This window comes from Stenotrophomonas sp. Steno-Z2, from assembly GCF_056393235.1.
Window position 1 is genome coordinate 19,303 of record NZ_JBWJOY010000004.1, and the last position, 19,754, is coordinate 39,056.

The 19,754-nt window shown below is 70.4% G+C and carries 20 protein-coding genes; 9 read left to right on the forward strand and 11 right to left on the reverse strand.

The genetic code is table 11. The features are described from left to right. Positions 1 to 2: 2 nt before the first annotated feature. On the reverse strand, positions 3 to 221 hold the full coding sequence (locus tag AC06FP_RS10790) for a twin transmembrane helix small protein (protein ID WP_153190704.1): 219 nt from the start codon (positions 219 to 221) through the stop codon (positions 3 to 5). 57 nt (positions 222 to 278) lie between these two features. Here AC06FP_RS10790 and AC06FP_RS10795 point away from each other — a divergent pair, with 57 nt between their 5' ends. From AC06FP_RS10795 to cyoE, 4 genes are read left to right on the forward strand one after another with little or no spacing between them, the layout of a single operon-like run. Next, positions 279 to 989, forward strand: a complete 711-nt coding sequence (locus AC06FP_RS10795) for an SURF1 family protein (protein WP_478075487.1) — start codon at positions 279 to 281, stop codon at positions 987 to 989. A gap of 27 nt (positions 990 to 1,016) precedes the next feature. Then, a complete protein-coding gene (locus AC06FP_RS10800; RefSeq protein ID WP_478075488.1) occupies positions 1,017 to 1,592 on the forward strand; it encodes a hypothetical protein in 576 nt (191 codons plus the stop codon). A gap of 10 nt (positions 1,593 to 1,602) precedes the next feature. Beyond that, positions 1,603 to 2,766 carry a COX15/CtaA family protein gene (locus AC06FP_RS10805; RefSeq protein WP_456117858.1) on the forward strand — a complete coding sequence of 388 codons (1,164 nt, stop codon included), beginning with the start codon at positions 1,603 to 1,605 and terminating at the stop codon, positions 2,764 to 2,766. A gap of 4 nt (positions 2,767 to 2,770) precedes the next feature. Then, complete coding sequence (cyoE, locus tag AC06FP_RS10810; protein WP_456117859.1) at positions 2,771 to 3,664, forward strand: heme o synthase; 894 nt, start codon at positions 2,771 to 2,773, stop codon at positions 3,662 to 3,664. Between the two features lie 47 nt (positions 3,665 to 3,711). Here cyoE and AC06FP_RS10815 read toward each other — a convergent pair whose 3' ends face one another. The 6 genes from AC06FP_RS10815 to rpsU form a co-directional block, all read right to left on the reverse strand. Then, entirely contained in the window at positions 3,712 to 4,719 is a 1,008-nt protein-coding gene (locus AC06FP_RS10815) for a bile acid:sodium symporter family protein (RefSeq protein ID WP_478075489.1), read from the reverse strand. Positions 4,720 to 4,753: 34 nt separating this feature from the next. After that, positions 4,754 to 5,251, reverse strand: coding sequence for a protein tyrosine phosphatase family protein (locus tag AC06FP_RS10820; protein WP_478075490.1), 498 nt, complete (start codon positions 5,249 to 5,251; stop codon positions 4,754 to 4,756). Positions 5,252 to 5,269: 18 nt separating this feature from the next. After that, positions 5,270 to 7,003 carry a DNA primase gene (gene dnaG / locus AC06FP_RS10825; RefSeq protein WP_478075491.1) on the reverse strand — a complete coding sequence of 578 codons (1,734 nt, stop codon included), beginning with the start codon at positions 7,001 to 7,003 and terminating at the stop codon, positions 5,270 to 5,272. Between the two features lie 103 nt (positions 7,004 to 7,106). Then, positions 7,107 to 7,970, reverse strand: a complete 864-nt coding sequence (locus tag AC06FP_RS10830; RefSeq protein ID WP_456117863.1) for a YihY/virulence factor BrkB family protein — start codon at positions 7,968 to 7,970, stop codon at positions 7,107 to 7,109. 90 nt (positions 7,971 to 8,060) lie between these two features. Next, the gene (locus AC06FP_RS10835) at positions 8,061 to 8,507 is read right to left on the reverse strand and encodes a GatB/YqeY domain-containing protein (protein WP_456117864.1); all 447 of its coding nucleotides are present in this window, start codon (positions 8,505 to 8,507) and stop codon (positions 8,061 to 8,063) included. A 134-nt stretch (positions 8,508 to 8,641) separates the two neighbouring features. Beyond that, the gene (gene rpsU, locus AC06FP_RS10840) at positions 8,642 to 8,857 is read right to left on the reverse strand and encodes a 30S ribosomal protein S21 (protein WP_002808376.1); all 216 of its coding nucleotides are present in this window, start codon (positions 8,855 to 8,857) and stop codon (positions 8,642 to 8,644) included. Between the two features lie 265 nt (positions 8,858 to 9,122). On the opposite strand from rpsU, the gene tsaD reads away from it, so the two are divergent. From tsaD to AC06FP_RS10865, 5 genes are all read left to right on the forward strand, one after another. After that, positions 9,123 to 10,184, forward strand: a complete 1,062-nt coding sequence (gene tsaD / locus AC06FP_RS10845) for a tRNA (adenosine(37)-N6)-threonylcarbamoyltransferase complex transferase subunit TsaD (protein ID WP_478075492.1) — start codon at positions 9,123 to 9,125, stop codon at positions 10,182 to 10,184. 150 nt (positions 10,185 to 10,334) lie between these two features. Continuing rightward, the gene (gene folB, locus AC06FP_RS10850; protein ID WP_456117866.1) at positions 10,335 to 10,688 is read left to right on the forward strand and encodes a dihydroneopterin aldolase; all 354 of its coding nucleotides are present in this window, start codon (positions 10,335 to 10,337) and stop codon (positions 10,686 to 10,688) included. 62 nt (positions 10,689 to 10,750) lie between these two features. Continuing rightward, positions 10,751 to 12,004 carry a mechanosensitive ion channel family protein gene (locus tag AC06FP_RS10855; RefSeq protein ID WP_478075493.1) on the forward strand — a complete coding sequence of 418 codons (1,254 nt, stop codon included), beginning with the start codon at positions 10,751 to 10,753 and terminating at the stop codon, positions 12,002 to 12,004. 149 nt (positions 12,005 to 12,153) lie between these two features. Then, on the forward strand, positions 12,154 to 14,325 hold the full coding sequence (locus tag AC06FP_RS10860; protein ID WP_478075494.1) for a glycoside hydrolase family 3 N-terminal domain-containing protein: 2,172 nt from the start codon (positions 12,154 to 12,156) through the stop codon (positions 14,323 to 14,325). A gap of 99 nt (positions 14,326 to 14,424) precedes the next feature. Further along, positions 14,425 to 14,919, forward strand: a complete 495-nt coding sequence (locus AC06FP_RS10865) for a CcdC protein domain-containing protein (RefSeq protein WP_478075495.1) — start codon at positions 14,425 to 14,427, stop codon at positions 14,917 to 14,919. Between the two features lie 60 nt (positions 14,920 to 14,979). Here the strand turns inward: AC06FP_RS10865 and AC06FP_RS10870 are convergent, their stop codons facing one another. The 4 genes from AC06FP_RS10870 to AC06FP_RS10885 form a co-directional block, all read right to left on the reverse strand. Next, complete coding sequence (locus tag AC06FP_RS10870; RefSeq protein WP_478075496.1) at positions 14,980 to 16,125, reverse strand: PQQ-dependent sugar dehydrogenase; 1,146 nt, start codon at positions 16,123 to 16,125, stop codon at positions 14,980 to 14,982. A 207-nt stretch (positions 16,126 to 16,332) separates the two neighbouring features. Next, on the reverse strand, positions 16,333 to 17,601 hold the full coding sequence (locus AC06FP_RS10875; protein WP_478075497.1) for a dicarboxylate/amino acid:cation symporter: 1,269 nt from the start codon (positions 17,599 to 17,601) through the stop codon (positions 16,333 to 16,335). A gap of 192 nt (positions 17,602 to 17,793) precedes the next feature. Continuing rightward, positions 17,794 to 18,531: a L,D-transpeptidase family protein gene (locus AC06FP_RS10880; protein ID WP_478075618.1), complete on the reverse strand. Its 738-nt coding sequence runs from the start codon at positions 18,529 to 18,531 to the stop codon at positions 17,794 to 17,796. Between the two features lie 68 nt (positions 18,532 to 18,599). After that, positions 18,600 to 19,454 (reverse strand): MurR/RpiR family transcriptional regulator, encoded by an 855-nt coding sequence (locus AC06FP_RS10885; protein ID WP_456117871.1) that lies wholly within the window; start codon positions 19,452 to 19,454, stop codon positions 18,600 to 18,602. Positions 19,455 to 19,754 lie beyond the last annotated feature (300 nt).

The window sequence follows — 19,754 nt, forward strand, 5'->3', positions numbered from 1 at the left end:
TTTCAGCCGCCGACGCCATGCGGCTTGATCCAGCCGCTGTAGATGCCCAGGACGACCAGCAGGATCAGCACCACCGACAGCACGATGCGCCGGGTCAGCGCATTGACCGTGCGCTTGGTCTGGCCGCGATCGATCATCAGGTAGTACAGCCCGGCGCCAAGATTCCAGACGATGACGATCAGGAACGCGATCACCAGCAGTGTCTTCAGCGAATCATTCATGCACGGCTCGAAGTGTGGGAAGGCGCTGCTATCTCACCTGCTCGCGGCGCCGTTGTCATGACGCGACAGCACACGGGCCTGTTCGGCTGGCTGCTGGCGCTCGCGGTCGCCGCCGCGTTCAGCGCGCTGGGCGCCTGGCAGCTGCAGCGCATGCACGAGAAACAGGCGCTGCTGGCGCAGATGCCGCCGGACCGCAGCGAGGCGATGACGCTGGCGCAGGCGATGCGCGCGCCGCAGACGCTGCACTGGGTGCACGACCGGTTGGAGTTCCTGCCCGCCACGGTGCTGCTGGACAACCAGCTGCGCGAAGGCCGGGCCGGACTGAAGGTGTACCAGGCCGCGCGCGTGGACGCCGGCGCGGTGCTGGTCGACTTGGGCTGGCTGCCGTTGCCGGCCGACCGCCAGTTGCCGCGCATCGCACCGTTGCAGGGCCGGATCGAGGTGCAGGGCCTGTGGGCGCCGCCGCCGTCGTCCGGCATCGCGCTGGGGCCGGCGCTGGCCGACACGCCGCAGCCGCGGCTGTGGCTGGCCACGCGCCTGGATTTGCCCGCCATCGCCGCGAACCTCGGGCTGCCGGCCGACGCGCTGCCGGCGCATGTGCTGCGGCTGGATCCCGCCTCGCCGCTGGGCTACACCCGCGACCTGGACCTGCTGCCCAATACGCTGCCGCCTTCGCGCCACCTGGGCTATGCGGTGCAGTGGTTCGCCATGGCGCTGGCGGTGCTGGTGATCGCCGGCGTGCTGCATCGCCGCCGCCGCGGGCGCTGAACGCCAAGCCATGGGAAAATGCCGCACATGAATGCCCTGACTCCGGAACAACTCCTCGTCCGCAAGCGCGGCCGCCGCGTGCTGCTGCTCATCTTCGCGATGTTCTTCGGGTCGATGGCGCTGGCCGGCATCCTGCGCTTTTCCGGCTGGATGCCGCAGGTGAACCGCAACCATGGGCAGCTGTTCGAGCCGCCGCTGGACCTGCGCCAGGAATGCCTGAAGCTGGCCGACGGCAGCACCTACGCGTGGAACCCGGCCGCCCGCCACTGGCGCATCGTGGTGGCGCCGGCGGCCGGTTGCGCGCCGGCCTGCGTCACTTTGTCGCAGCAGCTGGACACGGTGTGGCGGCTGTTCGGCCATAACGCGGATAATGTCGAGATTCTGTGGCTGGGCCCGCCGCCGGAACAGGTGGTGGCCTCGCCGGCGCTGAAGGTGCTGCAGGCCTCGCCGGCGTTCCGGGCGAAGCTGCCGGGGGTGGACGACCCCGCCGGCACGCCGGTGTACGTGATCGATCCCAACGGCTTCGTGGTACTGCGTTACGCGCCGGGCTTCGACCCCGGCGGGCTGCGCACCGACCTTTCCAGGCTGTTGAAACTGAAGTGAGTTCCATCCGATGAATGCCCCCGCGCGCCCGGCGCTGCACCGCAATTTCCACCGCCTGGCGTGGTTCGCGCTGATCATGACCGCGAGCACGATCATGTTCGGTTCGTTCGTGCGCCTGTCCGACGCCGGCCTGAGCTGCCCGGACTGGCCGACCTGCTACGGCCGCGTCACCTGGCCGCAGACCCAGGTGGAAGCCGCCCAGCACGTGGCCAGCGAGATCCGCCCGCTGGAAAGCCACAAGGCCTGGCGCGAGCAGGTGCATCGTTTCCTGGCCGGCCTGCTGGGCGTGGAGATCCTGACCCTGGCGCTGCTGGCCGCGCGCCGCCACCGCTGGGGCGTGGCGCAGGTGGTCACCGCCTCGGTGCTGGTGGCGCTGGCCATACCCCTGTACATGCGCGGCGAGCATGTCGCCTCCAGCGTGCTGGCCATCGGCGGGGAGGCGATCCTGCTGCTGGCGGCGCTGCGCTGGTCCAACATCGACCTGTCGCGCGCGGCGGTACTGACCCTGGCGGTGGTGGTCTTCCAGGCGCTGCTGGGCATGTGGACGGTGACCTGGCTGCTCAAGCCGATCGTGGTGATGGGCCACCTGCTCGGCGGCATGCTGATGTTCGGCCTGCTGGTATGGATGGCGTGGAAGGCCACGCACCTGCCGATCACCCTGGCGCAGGCGCCGCGCCTGCGCTGGTGGCTGCGCGCCGGGCTGGCGCTGCTGGTGCTGCAGATCGCGCTGGGCGGCTGGGTCAGCGCCAACTACGCCGCGCTGGCCTGCGGCGGCGGCAGCGCCTCGCTGGACAACTTCCCGCGCTGCGTGAGCCAGTGGTGGCCGCCGCAGAACTACGCCGAGGGCTTCACCCTGTGGCGCGGCATCGGCGTGGACTACGAAGGCGGCGTGCTCGACGGCGCCTCGCGCATCGCCATCCAGATGGCGCACCGCATGCTGGCCGTGGTCGTGGCGCTGTACCTGCTGGTGCTGTCGGCGCGCATGTTCCGCCTGCCGGGCATGCGTGGCTGGGCCAGCGCGCTGGGCCTGCTGGTGCTGCTGCAGGTCACCCTGGGCGTGCTCAACGTCAAGCTCGCCCTGCCGCTGGCGGTGGCGGTGATGCACAACGGCGGCGCGGTGCTGCTGCTGTTCGTGCTGGTCTCGCTGCTGGCGCGGCTGCGTGCCCCGGAGTGAGCCGATGAGTGCGACGTTGCGCGATTACTGGGACCTGACCAAGCCCAAGGTGGTGGCCCTGATCGTGTTCACCGCGCTGGTGGGCATGTTCCTGGCGATCCCCGGCTGGCCGACCGCCGCGCAGGCGCTGACCGGCGCGGTGGGTTTCATCGGCATCTGGCTGTCGGCGGCGGCGGCGGCGGCGATCAACCAGCTGCTGGACGCGCGCATCGACGCCAACATGGCGCGCACCTCGTGGCGCCCGCTGGTGGTCGGCAAGGTGTCCTCGCGGCAGGTGCTGGTGTTCGCCGCCGCGCTGGCCGCGCTGTCGATGACCCTGCTGGTGCTGTGGGTGAACGTGATCACCGCGGTACTGACCTTCGCCTCGCTGATCGGCTACGCGGTGGTCTACACCGTGTACCTCAAGCACGCGACCTCGCAGAACATCGTCATCGGCGGCCTAGCCGGCGCCACGCCACCGCTGCTGGGCTGGGCCGCGATCACCGGCATGCAGGGCGCGTCGGACTGGGCCTACGCCTCGCTGCTGGTGCTGATCATCTTCGTCTGGACGCCGCCGCATTTCTGGGCGCTGGCGATCTTCCGCCGCGCCGACTACGCCAAGGCGGCGGTGCCGATGCTGCCGGTCACCCACGGCGTGCCGCATACGCGCCGGCAGATCCTGTTCTATTCGGTGGTGCTGGTGGTGGTGACCCTGCTGCCGGTGGCGCTGGGCATGAGCGGCGTGTTCTACCTCGGCGGCGCCACCGTGCTGAACCTGGTGTTCCTGTGGTACGCGTGGAAGATGCAGGACCCGCCGGACGAAATGTTCAACATGCAGATGTTCGGCTATTCGGTGGTCTACCTGATGGCGCTGTTCGCCTTCCTGCTGGTGGACCACTGGCTGCTGCCCTGGCTTTGAAGCAGGAACCAGTGGCAGCAAAAGCGCCCCGCTTCTACCGTCCGCTTCTACTGGTCCCTGGTCCCTGGTCCCTGGTTCCTGGCTTCTGGCGCGCTGCGCGCATAACGCTGCGCCACCACCGCGCAGACGATCAGCTGGAGCTGGTGGTAGATCATGATCGGCAGCACGATCGCGCCGAGGCTGCCGCCGGCGAACAGCACCTTGGCGATCGGCACGCCGGTGGCCAGGCTTTTCTTGGAACCGCAGAACACGATGGGAATCTCGTCCTCGCGGCTGAACCCCAGGCGCCGCGCCAGCCAGGTGATGCCGGGCATGGCGACGGCCAGCAGCACCACGGCCACCAGCGCGGCGGCGAGCAGCGAGCCCACCGGCGTCTTGTGCCACAGGCCTTCGACCACCGATTCGCCGAACGCGCCATAGACCACCAGCAGCACCGTGCCCTGGTCGGTATAACGCAGCAGCGCGCGCTGCCGCTCCACCCAGCGCGCGATCCACGGCCGCAGCAGGTGGCCGGCGACGAAGGGCACCAGCAGCTGCAGCATGATCGCGCCGACCGCGTGCAGCGGGTCGGCCATGCCGCCCTGGCTGCCGGCCAGCAGGCCCATCAGCAGCGGGGTCAGGAACACGCCGAGGATGCTCGACAGCGAGGCCGCGCAGACCGCCGCCGGGATGTTGCCGCCGGCCATCGAGGTGAAGGCGATGGACGACTGCACGGTGGACGGCAGCGCGCACAGGAACAGCACGCCGATGTAGAGGTCGGGCGTGAGCGCCCAGCCGGCCAGCGGCTTGAACGCCAAGCCGAGCAGCGGGAACAGCACGAAGGTGCAGGCCAGGATGACCAGGTGCAGGCGCCAGTGCAGCATGCCGGCGACGATGGATTCGCGCGGCAGGCGCGCGCCGTGCAGGAAGAACAGCGCGGCGATGGCGAAATCCGTGAAGCGGTCCAGGCCATGCGCGGCATTGCCGGTCATCGGCAGCACGGTGGCCAGGGCCACGGTGGCGAGCAGGGCGAGGGTGAAGTTGTCCGGTCGCAGGCGCGACCACCAGCGGGTCATCGGTGGGGGTGTCCTTGTGGGCAGGGAACCAGGTTCAGGGCTTGGCGGGGGTCTCCAGCGCCGCGCGCACGGCCGGTTCCAGCGAGCCCAGGCCGGCATCGCGGCCGAACTGCAGGGCGGCTTCGGGGGAGGCGCCATGCACGCGCGCCTGCGCCAGCGCCAGCAGCGCGCCGGCGCGGTTGCCCGAGGCGCAATGCAGCAGCGTGGCGCCGCTGTCCTGGCGGAGCAGGCGGTCGAGCGTGCGCGCATTGGCCTCGCTGATGCCACCGGCGCCGTCGATGGGCAGGCGCACGTAGCGCAGGCCCAGTCGTTCGGCGGCGGCGGCCTCGTCGTAGCCGCGCTGTTCCTGCGGCATGCGCAGGTCGATCACGGTGGTGACGCCGGCCTGTGCGGCGTCGCGCAGCTGCTGTGCGCTGGGCTGGCCGCCGGTGAACAGGCCCGGGCGTGGCTGCTTCAACGCAGGGTCGGCGGCGCCGGCGGTACCGGCGCAGGCCAGCAGCAGGGACAGCAGTTTCGGCAGATGCGGGTTCATCGCTCCTCCGTCCGCGCGTCAGCGCATCGTCGCGCGCGCCTTGAGCAGCTCGCGCAGTTCGTATTTGTCGGTTTCGTCCAGGCCCTGCTGGCGCTGCTTGGCCTGCAGTTCGTCCAGGCGCTGCTGCAGCAGCTGCTTCTCCAGCTGGACGATGGCGTCGTGCAGCTCCTGGGTCCAGCTGGCCTCGTCGCCGGGCAGGGCGACGGCCGCCAGCTTGTGCAGTGCGGCCTGTTCCTCGCGGCCGTCGAAATGCTGCAGCAGCGCGCCGGTGCTGATGTCCGGGCGCTGCTGCACCAGTTCCAGCAGTTCCAGCAGCAGTTCGATGCCGGGCAGGCGCAGGCCGGCGATGGCGTGGTGGCCCTCCAGGCTCAGCGCCAGCGAAGGCTGCTGCAGCAGGAGGGCGATGGCCGCGCGCACCAGGCTGCGCTTCTGCACCGGCGCGGCCGGCGCGCGGCGCATGGGCGCGGCGGATGGCGCGTTGCCGGCGGGCGCGCGGCCCACACCGGTCAGGCGCTGCAGCTCCTGCTTCATCAGGTCGCCGAAGGCGCCATCGGGAATCTGCGCCAGCATCGGCCTGGCGCGCTCGGCCAGGCGCGCCTTGCCATCCAGCGTGCCCAGGTTGATCTCGCGGGTGAGTTCGTCGAAGAAGAACTGCGACAGCGGCGTGGCCTGCTTCAGGCGCGCGTCGAAGGCCTCCGCGCCCTCCTTGCGCACGATGGTGTCCGGGTCCTCGCCATCGGGCAGGAACAGGAAGAACGCCTGGCGCCCGTCCTTCATCCGCGGCAGCACCGACTCCAGCGCGCGCCAGCCGGCCTTGCGCCCGGCATTGTCGCCGTCGAAGCAGAAGTAAACGTCCGGCGCGTTGCGGAACAGCAGCTCGGCGTGGTCCGGCGTGGTCGCCGTGCCCAGCGTCGCCACCGCCTGGGTGACGCCGAACTGGAACAGGCTGACCACGTCCATGTAGCCCTCGACCACGATCAGCCGCTCGATCTTCTGGTTGGCCTGGCGCACCTGCCACAGGCCGTACAGTTCGCGGCCCTTGTGGAACAGCGCGGTCTCGGGCGAGTTGAGGTACTTGGGGCCGTCATCCTTTTCCATGACCCGGCCGCCGAAGGCGATGACGCGGCCACGGCGGTCGAAGATCGGGAACATCACCCGGTCGCGGAACTTGTCGTAGACGTGGCCACGGTCGTTCTTTGAGAACAGGCCGACGCGCTCGAGCAGCTTCATGCGCCGCTCGTCCTTGCCCAGCGCGTCCTTCAGCGCGCTGTAGCCGTCCGGCGCGTAGCCGATGGAAAAGCGCGCGCGGGTGTCGGCGTCGACGCCGCGGCCATCGAGGTAGGCCTGCGCCTTGTCGCTGCCTTCCAGCTGCTTCTGGAAGAAGCGGGTGGCGGCGTCGAGCGCGGAATACTGGTCGCGGCTGTCGTCCTGCTGCTGCGGGCTGCGCGGGTTGGCCTCGCGCGGCACTTCCATGCCGGCGCGCTTGGCCAGTTCCTCCACCGCGTCGAGGAACTCGAGGCGGTCGTAGTTCATCAGGAAGCTGATCGCGGTGCCGTGCGCGCCGCAGCCGAAGCAGTGGTAGAACTGCTTGGTCGGCGAGACGGTGAACGAAGCCGAGCGCTCGTCGTGGAACGGGCAGCGCGCCGCGTATTCCTTGCCCTGGCGCTTGAGCGGCACGCGCGAGCCGACCACTTCGACTATGTCGGAGCGGGCGAGCAGGTCGTCGATGAACGCGTCGGGGATTCGGGCCATGCGGGAAAGTGGAGCACCGCCGGCAGCGGTACATGGCGAAGGTATGCGGCAAGTGTACTAGAGGCCCGGTGCCGGAGCGGCGGACGTGGCCCCGCGGGCGCTGTCAGGCGGCCTGCGCCGCCCGCGGATGCGCGCGCTCGTCGATGACCGCGGTGACCAGGGCGCCGGCGAAGAACACCACGCTGGCGTAGTACACCCACACCAGCATGATCACCAGCGTACCCATCGAGCCATAGGCGCTGCCGGGCGCGGCGTTGGCGATGTACAGGCCGATGCCGTAGCGGCCCAGGGTGAACAGCACCGCGGTGATCGCGCCGCCGCCGAAGGCCTGCGGCCAGGCGACCGGGCGGTCGGGCAGGTAGTGGTAGAGGAAGGCGAAGCCCAGCGCATACAGCACCAGCGTGGATACATAGCCCACCGCCGGCAGCAGCGAGGGCAGGTGCGCGAACACCACCTGCAGGGCGGTGGTGGCGACCATCGAGACGATCAGCAGGAAGCCCAGCGCCAGCACCACGCCGGCGGAGAAGATGCGCTTCTTCAGCCAGCCGAGCATGCCGTCGAAACGCGGCAGGTCGGCGCGGAAGATCCGGTTCAGCGCGCCCTGCAGCTGGGCGAACACCACGGTGGCGCCGACGAACAGCAGCAGCAGGCTCCAGACGCCGGCCAGCGAGCCCAGGTCGGGCCGCGCGCTGGCGTTGGCGATCACCGTGTCGGCCACCTCCGCGACGCTGCTGCCGGCCAGGTCGCCGATCTGGCCGACCAGCGCCTGCTGCGCGGGCGGGTACAGCGAGGCGGTCAGCCACAGCAGCAGCACCAGCAGCGGTGCCAGCGAGAGCAGGGTGTAGAACGCCAGCGAGGCCGCCTGGGTCATCACGTCCGCTTCGCTGAAGCGGCGGACCAGGGCGGCCGGCAGGCTCTGCTGCAACCGCTCCAGGCGGTGCTTCATGTCCGGTGACAGGGGCGCCATGGCGGGCAGGATCGCACGCCGCCCGGGACAGGACCGTGATGGATGCGTGCCTGCCGGGCCGCGATGGCGTCCGGCAGGTGCGCCGCGGACTCAGCCCGCCAGTGCCTGCTTGACCAGCTTCGACACCAGGCCCATGTCGGCCTGGCCGGCCAGCAGCGGCTTGAGCACGCCCATCAGCTTGCCCATGTCGGCCGCGCCGCTGGCGCCGGTTTCGGCGATGGCGGCGTTGATCGCGGCCAGGATCTCGGCCTCGCCCATCTTGGCCGGCAGGTAGCGCTCGATCACCACGATCTCGTCGCGTTCGACCTTGGCCAGGTCCTCGCGGTTGGCGGCCTCGTACTGGCTCACCGAGTCCTTGCGCTGCTTGACCATCTTGTCCAGCACGGCGATCACGGCGGCGTCGTCCAGCTCGATGCGCTCGTCCACTTCCTTCTGCTTGATCGCCGCGTTGATCAGGCGGATCACGCCGAGGGAGTGCTTGTCGCCGCCCTTCATGGCGGCCTTCATGTCGTCGGTCAGTTGCTGTTTCAGGCTCATGGATCACCTCTTGCGGGATCGGAATGCGGGGTGCGCACGGGGCGCGGGAACGCAAAAAGCCGGCTACGCTCGCGCGTGCCGGCTTTCACTCCCGTTACGGAAGGCCGAAGCCCCCGCTCAGGAGCTGCGTCCGATCAGTACAGGCGCTGACGCTTGGTGACGTCGCGCGAGGAACGACGCAGCTGGCGCTTCACGGCAGCAGCGGCCTTGCGCTTGCGTTCCTGGGTCGGCTTTTCGTAGAACTCGCGCTTGCGGGTCTCGGCCAGCACGCCGGCCTTTTCGCAGGTGCGCTTGAAGCGGCGGAGCGCAAACTCGAAAGGTTCGTTCTCGCGGACTTTGACGCTGGGCATGGAATCTCCGGGACACAGTGAGACCGGGTCACGCCCGGTGAGCCGCGCATTATAGCCGCTTTGAACCCGGGCGCAAGTAGCAGGGCGGGCCGGACTGCCGGCAGGCGGGTGCGCACCGGGTGCCGGGCACGCGCTGGCGCTGGCGCACGCGGCGCGGGAAAGCGGTCCGGCGACGGCGTGGCGACCCGGGCGGCGAGGCGTTGGGACTGGCCTGCCGGCGCCCCCGCGGTTCGTAAACCCGCGCCTTGGGGTTCACAATACCGGCATGAAAGTCCTCGGCATCGAATCTTCCTGCGACGAAACCGGCGTGGCGGTGTACGACACCGCGCTGTCCGGCGTCGACGCCCTGCGCGCCCATGCGGTCTACAGCCAGATCGCGCTGCACGCCGAATACGGCGGCGTGGTGCCGGAGCTGGCCAGCCGCGACCACGTGCGCAAGACCCTGCCGCTGATCCGGCAGACCCTGGACGAGGCTGGCATCGCCGTGTCCGAACTGGACGGCGTGGCCTATACCGCCGGCCCCGGGCTGGTCGGCGCGCTGCTGGTCGGCGCCGGGGTGGCGCGCTCGCTGGCCTGGGCGCTGGACGTGCCGGCCATCGGCGTGCACCACATGGAAGGCCACCTGCTGGCGCCGCTGATGGAGGACGACCCGCCGGCGCCGCCGTTCGTGGCCCTGCTGGTCTCCGGCGGACATACCCAGCTGGTCGCGGTGGACGCCATCGGCAGCTACCGCCTGCTCGGCGAGACCCTGGACGACGCCGCCGGCGAGGCCTTCGACAAGACCGCCAAGCTGATGGGCCTGCCGTACCCGGGCGGCCCGCAGCTGGCCCGGCTGGCCGAGGCCGGTACGCCGGGCCGGTTCCGGTTCGCGCGGCCGATGACCGACCGGCCGGGGCTGGATTTCAGTTTCTCCGGGCTCAAGACCCAGGTGCTGCTGGCCTGGCGCGACAGCGACCAGAGCGGGCAGACCCGCGCCGACATCGCGCGCGGCTTCGAGGACGCGGTGGTCGATACGCTGGCGATCAAGTGCGAACGCGCGCTGGAGGCGGCCGGCTGCGACGTGCTGGTGGTGGCCGGCGGCGTCGGCGCCAACAAGCGCCTGCGCGCCAGGCTGCAGGACGCCGCGCAGCGCCGTGGCGGCCGCGTGTGCTTCCCGCGCCCGGCGCTGTGCACCGACAACGGCGCGATGATCGCCTTCGCCGGCGCGCTGCGCCTGCAGGCCGGCCAGCACAGCCCGGCCGAAGTGAAGGTGGTGCCGCGCTGGGACATGGCCACGCTGCCGCCGTTGGCGGCGGGAAACGGGGAACAGGGAACGGGGAATGTCTGATCACGGCGGGTCTATGGCATGTCCGGTCGCAACGTGCGTCGCTCGAAGCCGTGCCATGACGCTTCGTCGCCGGATTTCGGCCCAGTGCCTCTCTTGACGCGCCAGCACGTAACATCCCCTGTTCCCCAATCCCGGCTCCCCGCTTCATACATGGACAAGGTATTCATCGAAGGGCTCGAAATCGACGCCCTGATCGGCATCTACGACTGGGAGCGGCGCATCCGCCAGACCCTGGTGTTCGACCTGGAGATGGGCTTCGACAACCGCAGGCCGGCGGCGACCGACGATATCGCCGACACGCTCAATTACAAGGCGGTCAGCAAGCGCCTGCAGGAATACGTGCGCGGATCGGACTTCGGCCTGGTGGAAACCCTGGCCGAGCGCTGCGCGGCGATCGTGCTGGACGAGTTCGACGTGCGCTGGCTGCGCCTGAAGCTGAGCAAGCCCGGCGCGGTGCGCGGCGCGCGCGCGGTGGGCGTGCTCATCGAGCGCGAGCGGGCCTGACGCGGTAGCGCCGGCCGGCGGCCGGCGATTTCAAGAACGACGGAATACACAGGAGACAATCGATGGTGGATGCGGTGGTGGCGGCACAGTGGCTGGAGCGGCTGCAGAACACACTGGAACCCTATCCCGGCGCCTACCTGGCATTGATGGTCTCGGTCCTGCTGGTCGCGGCGGGCCTGGCCAACTGGATCACCAAGCGCATCCTGCTGCGCGGCCTGCGCCGGCTGCTCAGCCGCCTGCCGGGCGCCGAGACCGGGCGTGGCAGCCACCTGATGCGGGTGATCGCGCGGCTGTCCAACGTGGTGCCCAGCCAGGTGATCGCCGCCGGCATCAAGGTGGTGCCGGACCTGCCGCCGGGGCTGGTGGCCTTCATCGTCGGCGCCTGCCAGGCCTGGGCGGTGCTGACCGTCGCGCTGGCGGTGTCGCACGCGCTGGATGCGGCCAACGACCTGTACGAGCGGCGCCCGGACGCGCGCAACAAGCCGATCAAGGGCTACCTGCAGGTGGCCAAGATCGTGATCTTCGTGGTCGCCGGGCTGTCCATCGTCGCCACCCTGGCCGGCGTGGACCTGCGCTACCTGGTCACCGGGCTGGGCGCGGCCACCGCGGTGCTGATGCTGATCTTCCAGGACACCATCCTGTCGCTGGTGGCCAGCGTGCAGATCAGCGGCGATGGCCGCGTGCGCATCGGCGACTGGATCGAGATGCCCAGCCAGAACGCCGATGGCGACGTGATCGACATCGCCCTGCATACGGTGACGGTGCAGAACTGGGACAAGACCATCACCACCATCCCGACCAAGAAGCTGGTCACCGAGTCGTTCAAGAACTGGCGCGGCATGCAGGAATCGGGCGGGCGGCGGATCAAGCGTTCGATCTTCCTGGACCAGCACAGCGTGCAGTTCCTCGACGCGGCGGCGCTGGCGCGGCTGGAGCGGTTCGGCCTGCTCGACGACTACCTGGCCGGCAAGCGCAGCGAACTGGAGCAGTGGAACGCGCAGGTGGCGCAGGCGCATCCGGAAGAGGTCAACGCGCGCCGGCTGACCAACCTCGGCACCTTCCGCGCCTATGTCGAGCGCTACCTGCGCAGCCATCCGGGCATCCACCAGGACATGACCCTGATGGTGCGGCAGCTGGCGCCGACCCCGCAGGGGCTGCCGCTGGAGGTCTACTGCTTCACCGCCTCGGTCGCCTGGGTGCAGTACGAGGCCACGCAGTCGGACGTGTTCGACCACCTGCTGGCGATCCTGCCCGAGTTCGGCCTGCGCGTGTTCCAGGAATCCAGCGACGCCATGCTGATGGCGATGCGCGGCTAGCCGTGGGGCCTGCCGCGTACGAGGCCTGTCCGGAACCCCGCCGGCGGGCCTGGCGCCACGGGATCGATCGATGCAACCGGCCCCGCCGGGTTTCACACCGACAACGCTAGAATCCGCGCTTTGTAAACGCTTCCATACAAGGACCGCCGGTGGCAGACCGCATCGAATCCCTGATCGCCCGCATGACCCTGGAAGAGAAGGTGGGCCAGCTGGGCGTGTTCGCCGACATGGTCCGCCCGTTCGCGCCGGACGTGAACCCCGAAGCCAACGTGCGCAATGCCGGGCAGGTGCTGGAGCAGGTGCGCGCCGGCCGCGTCGGCTGCCTGTTCAACGGCGTCGGCGCCGCGCAGGGCCGGGAAATCCAGCGCGTGGCGGTGGAGGAGAGCCGGCTCGGCATCCCGGTGGCGCTGGCCGCCGACGTGATCCACGGCATGCGCACGGTGTTCCCGATCCCGCTGGGCGAGGCCGCCAGCTTCGAGCCGGCGCTGGCCGAACGCACCGCGCGCGCCACCGCCATCGAGGCCACCGCCGCCGGCATCCACTGGACCTACGCGCCGGCGGTGGACATCGCCCGCGACCAGCGCTGGGGCCGCGGCGCCGAATCGGCCGGCGAGGACGTGGTGCTGGGCTGCGCCTTCGCCGCCGCGCGCGTGCGTGGTTTCCAGGGCAAGGACCTGGCCGCCGCCGATTCGCTGCTGGCCACGCCCAAGCATTTCGCCGCGTACGGCGCGGTCGCCGCCGGCATGGAATACGCGCCGGTGGACATCTCGCCGCAGACCCTGCACGACGTGCACCTGCCGCCGTTCAAGGCCGCGCTGGCGGCCGGCGCGCGCGCGCTGATGAGCGCGTTCAACGACATCAACGGCGTGCCTGCCAGTGCCAACCGCTGGCTGCTGACCGACCTGCTGCGCGGGCAGTGGGGCTTCGACGGCGTGGTGGTCTCCGACTACACCGCCGACATGGAGCTGATCGCCCACGGCTACGCCGCCGACGAGGTGGATGCGACCTGCAAGGCGTTCAGCGCCGGCCTGGACCTGAGCATGCAGAGCGGCTTCTACGCCGCGCACCTGCCGGGGCTGGTGGAAAGCGGGCAGGTAGCGATGGCGGCGCTGGACGAATCGGTGCGCCGCATCCTGCGCCTGAAGGAAGCCATCGGCCTGTTCGACGATCCGTACCGCTCGCTGGACCCGGCGCGCGAGGCCGACACGGCGCACATCGCCGCGCACGACGCGCTGGCCCGCGACGCGGCGCGGCGTTCGATCGTGCTGCTGAAGAACGAAGGCGCGCTGCTGCCGCTGCGCGGGGCCGGGCAGAAGATCGCGCTGATCGGCCCGTTCGCGCAGGACCGCGACAACATCGAGGGCTGCTGGACGCTGTTCGGCGACAAGGCGCGCTACGTGACGCTGGAAGCGGGCGTGCGCGCGGCGCTGGACGACGCCGCGCTGCTGGAGGTGGTGCCCGGCTGCGCGCTGGAAGAGGCGCTGGAAGGCGGCATCGAGGCGGCGGTAGCCGCGGCGCGGCGCGCCGACGTGGCGGTGCTGGCGCTGGGCGAACCGCAGCGCTACAGCGGCGAGGCGCAGTCGCGGGTGGAGATCGTGCTGCCGCCGGCGCAGCAGGCCCTGGCCGAGGCGGTCGCCTCCACCGGCACGCCGCTCGTGGTGCTGCTGCGCAACGGCCGCGCGCTGGCGCTGCACGGCGCGGTGCGCGACGCGCAGGCCATCGCGGTGACCTGGTTCCTCGGCACCCAGACCGGCCATGCCGTGGCCGACGTGCTGTTCGGCGCTTACAGCCCCTCCGGCCGCCTGCCGGTGAGCTTCCCGCAGCATTCCGGGCAGCAGCCCTACTTCTACAACCATCCGCGCACCGGCCGCCCGGAACTGCCGGAGATGTCCGAGTTCAAGGCGCGCTGGCGCGAGATCCCCGACGCGCCGCTGTACGCCTTCGGCCACGGCCTGGGTTACAGCACGTTCGCCTACGGCGCGCCGCGCCTGAGCGCGCCGCAGCTGGACTGGGACGGCGAACTGGTGGTCACCACCACCGTCACCAACACCGGCGCGGTGGCCGCCGAGGAAGTGGTGCAGCTGTACATCCACGACCGCGTCGCCAGCCGCGTGCGCCCGGTGCGCGAACTCAAGGCGTTCGAGAAGATCCTGCTGGCGCCGGGCGAGGCGACGGACGTGGTATTCCGGCTCGACCGCGGGCAGCTGGCCTTCACCAACAGCGAAGGCATGCTCACCGCCGAGCCGGGCCTGTTCGACCTGTGGGTGTGCGCTTCGTCGGCGAGCGGCGAGCCGGTGCGCTTCGAACTGCTGGCGCCCTGAGCGCCCGCCCCGACCCCGCCTGCCGGGCCGGATGACGACCGGCATCTTGAAGCGGGCGGCGGGCGTGCGATGCTGTCGCCGCGCCCACGGAGACCCGCCATGCCCGCACCGATGCCCACCTACCTGCCGTGGCTGATGACTGCCGGTTTCGGCTGGATGTATTACCGCCGGCTCCGCCGCCACTTCGGCTGGCAACCCTGGCAGCCGCGCCGCACCCTGGCACGCATCGTGATCCTGGCGCTGGTGGCGGCGATGCTCGCGCTGGCGGCGGCCTTCGTGCCGCACGTGGCCGCCGGCATGGCCGCGGGCGCGCTGGCCGGCATCGCACTGGCGTGGTTCGCGCTGAAGCACACGCGCTTCGACGCGCGCGAAGGCCGGCCCGGCTATACGCCTAATCCGTGGATCGGCGGCGCGCTGTCGCTGCTGCTGGTCGCGCGCCTGGCCTGGCGCTGGCAGGCCGGCGCCTTCAGCCAGGGCATGGCGCCCGGCGCCGCCAACGCCAGCCCGCTGACCCTGGGCCTGGCCGCCGCCCTGGTCTGCTATGGACTGGTGCAGGCCATCGGCCTGCACCTGCGCCTGCGCCACAAACCGTAGCCTGCGGCCCGCTGCGCGCGGGGCGTCAACGACACGCCCTCCCGCGCACGACAGCGGCGGCTACGTGCGCGGCGTCAGTTTGAGCAGCCGCGCGTTGCCGCCGTCCTCCAGCAGCCACAGCGCGCCGTCCGGGCCCTGCGCCACCGCGCGGATGCGCTGGCCCATGTCGAAGCGCCCGGCCTCGCGCGCGCTGTCGCCATCGAAGGCGATGCGGACCAGCGACTGCGAGGAGAGGCCGCCGATGAAGGCATTGCCACGCCACTGCGGGAACAGCGCGCCGTCATAGATGACCAGGCTGGACGGGGAGATCACCGGCGTCCAGCTGACCTTGGGCGCGACGAACTCCGGCCGGGTGTCGTGGTCGGGAATGTCGCGGCCGTCGTAGTGGTCGCCATTGGAGACCAGCGGGTAGCCGTAGTTGCCGCCGCGCTGGATCAGGTTCAGCTCGTCGCCGCCCTTCGGGCCCATTTCGTTCTCCCACAGCCGCCCCTGCGCATCGAAGGCCAGGCCGAGGATGTTGCGGTGGCCGAGCGACCACACCTGGTCGGCCGGCGCGCCCTGCGCGGCGAACGGGTTGTCGGCCGGCACGCTGCCGTCGTCGTTGAGGCGCACGATCTTGCCGAGGTTGCCGGCCATGTCCTGCGCCGGGTCGAACTTCTGCCGCTCGCTGGAACTGATCCACAGCTTGCCGTCCGGGCCGAACAGCAGCCGGTGCCCGTAGTGGCCGTTGCCGCTCACCTTCGGCGTCTGCCGCCAGATCACCTGCGCATCGACCAGGCGGCCGCCGCCGTCGGCGTCGAGCACCAGCTTCGCGCGCGCCACCGCGGCGCCGCGGGTGTCGTTCGTCCCTTCCTCAGCGTAGCTGTAATAGACCAGCCCGTTATGGGCGAAATGCGGATGCACGGCCACGTCGCCGAAGCCGCCCTGGCCGCCATAGGCCACCTGCGGCACCCCGGCGATCTCGTGGCGGCGGCCACTGGCCGGATCGAAGTGGATCAGCTTGCCGGCCTTCTCGGTGACCAGCAGGCTGCGGTCGGGCAGGAACGCCATCGCCCATGGCTCGTCGAAACGGGCCACCTCGGTGGCGGCGAACGGCCATTGCGCCGGCTTGACCGCCGCCTGCGCGGCCGGGTCCGCGGCGCAGGCGGTGGTGAACAGGGCGGGCGTCAGGGCAAGGGCCAGACAGAGCAGCAGCGGGCGGGGCATGGCACGTCCTCCGGGTGAATGCAGCAAGGATCCCACCATAGGCGAAGACGGCAAGCGCGGGAAAGGCCACCCGCTGTCACCCAGGTAGGAGCGGCTTCAGCCGCGATGGGGCTTTCATGCAGCCCCAGGCACCCGGGCAGCGCGCCCAATGGATGAAAGTCCAAGGGGAAAGCCCCGTCGCGGCTGAAGCCGCTCCTACGGTTGGCTTTAACCTTCCTCGGGCGTGCCCATGCGTTTGGCGACGATCGAGGTGGCGGTCATGTCGCCGGTGGTATTGCCGATGGTGCAGAACACGTCGGGAATCGTGTCCACCGCCAGCAGCACGCCCAGCGGTTCCACCGGCAGGCCCATGCTCTGCGTGACCGGCATGTTGTTGGTCATGAAGTTGGCCTGGCCGGGCAGGCCGGTGGAGCCCATGCTGATGGCCGCGGCCAGCAGCACCGCCACCGCGTACTGCGAGAAGGAGATGTCGATGCCGTACAGCCAGGCGATGAAGCTGGCCACGGCGATGTACTGCGCCGGGCTGGTCACGCGGAACAGCGACACCGCCATCGGCAGCACCAGCGAGGTCAGCGCGGTGGGGTAGCCCAGCCGGTTGCGCGCGCTGTCGATCATCGCCGGCAGCGAGGCCAGCGACGATTGCGTGCTGCCGGCGATGACCTGCACCGGCACCAGCGCCGCGGCGAAGCGGCGCAGGCCCTCGCGCGCGGCCAGCACCGCCACCGCGTACAGCAGCAGGGTGATCAGGATGTAGACCACGCACATCAGCAGGATGTAGTAGCCGAGGATGCCGAGCACGCTCATGCCGACCTCGGCGCACACCACCAGCACCAGCGCGAACACGCCCAGCGGCGCGGCCCACAGCACCCAGCGCACGATGGTGATCATGGTGTCGCCGACGATCTTGATGATCTCCAGGATGCGGTCGCGGCGCTCTGCGTCCTGGCGGCTCAGCGCGAAGCCGAAGAACATGGCGAACACCACCAGCGGCAGCATCGCGTTGGCCGAGGCCACGGCCAGCACGTTGCTGGGGATCAGCGAGGAGATCCACTGCGCGGCGCTGGGCGCCTTGGACAGCGTTTCCGGCGCGTGCAGGGCGGCGCGGAAGGTCTGCATGGTGGCGCTGTCGTGCGGCACCAGCCCCAGCAGCGCCGGCGTGATCACCGCCGAGAAGCTGGCCGCGGCCACCAGCAGCACGATGAACACCAGGATCGCGTTGCGCGCGGTGCGCCCGGACGCGGCGGCGTTGCTGGCGGTGTTGACGCCGACGATCACCAGCGCGGTGACCAGCGGCACCACGGTCATCTGCAGCGCATTGAGCCACAGCCGGCCGATGGGCCGGGCGACATCGGCGACCTGCAGCGCGAGCGCCGGGTCGTGGTGGGTGAGCGCCAGGCCGACCATCGCGCCGACCAGCAGCGAGATCAGCACTTTGACGGGAGCGGAGAGCCGGAAGCGTCGGGTGGATGTGGTCATGGAAGGCCGGGTGGCGAAAAGGAAGAAGGAGAACCGGAGTGGGCTTCGAAGCCCCTCACCCTCCGGGAGAAGGGTTGGGGCGAGGGGACGGCCCCCTGCATTCGGCACCTCCATGCGCCTCATCCTCCGGGCGGCTGCGCCGTGCGGTCCGGCAATCCCGCCGGACTGTCTCCCGGGGAAGAACGGAAAGGGTCAACGAGCGGCCTGCGGATGCTGCGCCGGCAGGCCCCAGCGTTCCTGTAGGCGCGCGTAGTCCGCCTCCGGCAGCAGCACGAACAGCGGGTGCGCGGCCGGGTCCAGCCAGCCGAGCAGGGCCTGCATGCGGCCGGGCTCCATCGCGGTGCAGCCGGCCGTCGCCTCGCCGCTCTGCCGCCACAGGTGGGCGAAGATGCAGCTGCCCTGGCCGGGCTCGGCCTTCGGGTTGTGCTCGATCACGAAGCCCTCCTGGTAGCGGCGGTCGCCCTTGTTGTGCAGGTCCAGCCGCATCGGCTCGCTGGAGCCTTCCACCGCCTCGCTGCCCACCACCTCGGCGTCGACGATGCGGTTGTACAGCGGCGAATCGGGCACATCCATGCAGTAGCTGCTGGCCAGCATCGGCTGGTAGGGCATGGCGCTGTCGATGCGCGGCGCGTAGCCGAAGGCCTCGCCGATGCCGAACACGCCGGCCGGGCTGCGGCCATCGCCCTCGCGCTTCTGCGGGCCGTCCTGTTGCGCCGGGTGCCGGCCCAGCCCCCAGGCGCTGCCGTTGCGGCCCAGCGCCACGTCGAACGCGGCGCCCTGCGCGCGCCAGCCGTCGGCGGTGCGCTCGTAGGCCTGCAGGCGGCCCGACGGCGTGTCCCACGACGGCGTGGTGACGACCACCAGCTGGCGCGCATCCTGTACCGGCGTGGCCGGCGGCGCGGCGGCGGCGGCGCCGACCAGCATCAGCATCGACAGCGACGGCAGCAGGCGCCGGGCGAAGGAAGGGAACAGGGAAGGCATGGCGACGGCTCCGGCTATCAGTTGTCGATCAGCTGCTGGATGCGTTCCTGGTTCAACGCCAGCTGGCGCTGGCGGTCCGGGTTGGCATGGCACAGCAGCACGAACACGAAATCCAGCAGGTACTGCAGCGAACAACGGTACAGCAGTTGCGCCACCGGCGGCTGCGGATCGTGCGCGCAGATCGCCAGCGAGGCATCGGCGTGCGCGCGCAGCGGGTTGGCGGTGTGGCGGGTGATCGACACCACCTTGCCGCCCATCTCCTGGAACTGGCGCGAGAGCTGCCACAGCTGCGGCAGCTTGCCGAACTCGGAGAACACCAGCAGCACGTCGCCGGGACGCGCGGCCGAGAGGTTGGCGGTCATCAGGATCGGGTCGGCGTGCTGCACGGTGAGGATGCCCAGCAACGCCAGGCGCATGGCGAACTCGCGCGCGTACAGGCCGTCATCGCCCAGGCCGTAGACGAACACCTTGGGCGCGGCGTCGAGCAGGGCGATCACCGCCTCGACCTCCTCCTGCGGATTGGCGACGCGGGTTTCCTCCTCGGCCGCGGCCTTGCTGCGGCGCAGGCCGTCGGCGACCTGCAGGTAGCCATGCGGGTCGCTTTCCGGCGGCCACTCGGCGACATCGCCGTTGCCGTTGTTGGCCAGCGCCACCGCCGCGCCGACCGAGTATTTCAGGTCCGGATAGCCCTTGAATCCCAGCTTCTGGCTGAACTTGACCACGCTCGACTGGCTGATGCCCAGGGCGTTGGCCAGCTGCTGGGACGAGTAGTCGCGCAGCAGGTGGGCGTTGTCGAGGATGAAATCGGCGATGCGCCGTTCGATCGCCGACATCTGTTCGCGTTCGGAGCGGATTTTTACCAGGGGTGGCATGGGCGGGCCGTCGGCTGCGATGGGTTGACTCTAAAAGGAATTCGGGAAGGCGTTAAGGCCTTGCAGCGCGATATCGGGAATGAAGGGATGTCGGGGCTGTTGACCGGGCTTCGGCCGTTGCTCCGGCTTTTGACTTTCCGGGTTCCCTTCCGCAGCGACGGAGCTGGCGGACAAGACCCCGCAGGGGCGACGTGCAGGGATGCACGTCGTTTTTCGACGAGACAGGGATGTCTCGTCGAAAAATCCCGCCAGCGGAGTGGACCCGGCGCGCGCAGCGCGTCGGGCGCGGAGGCAGGGCGT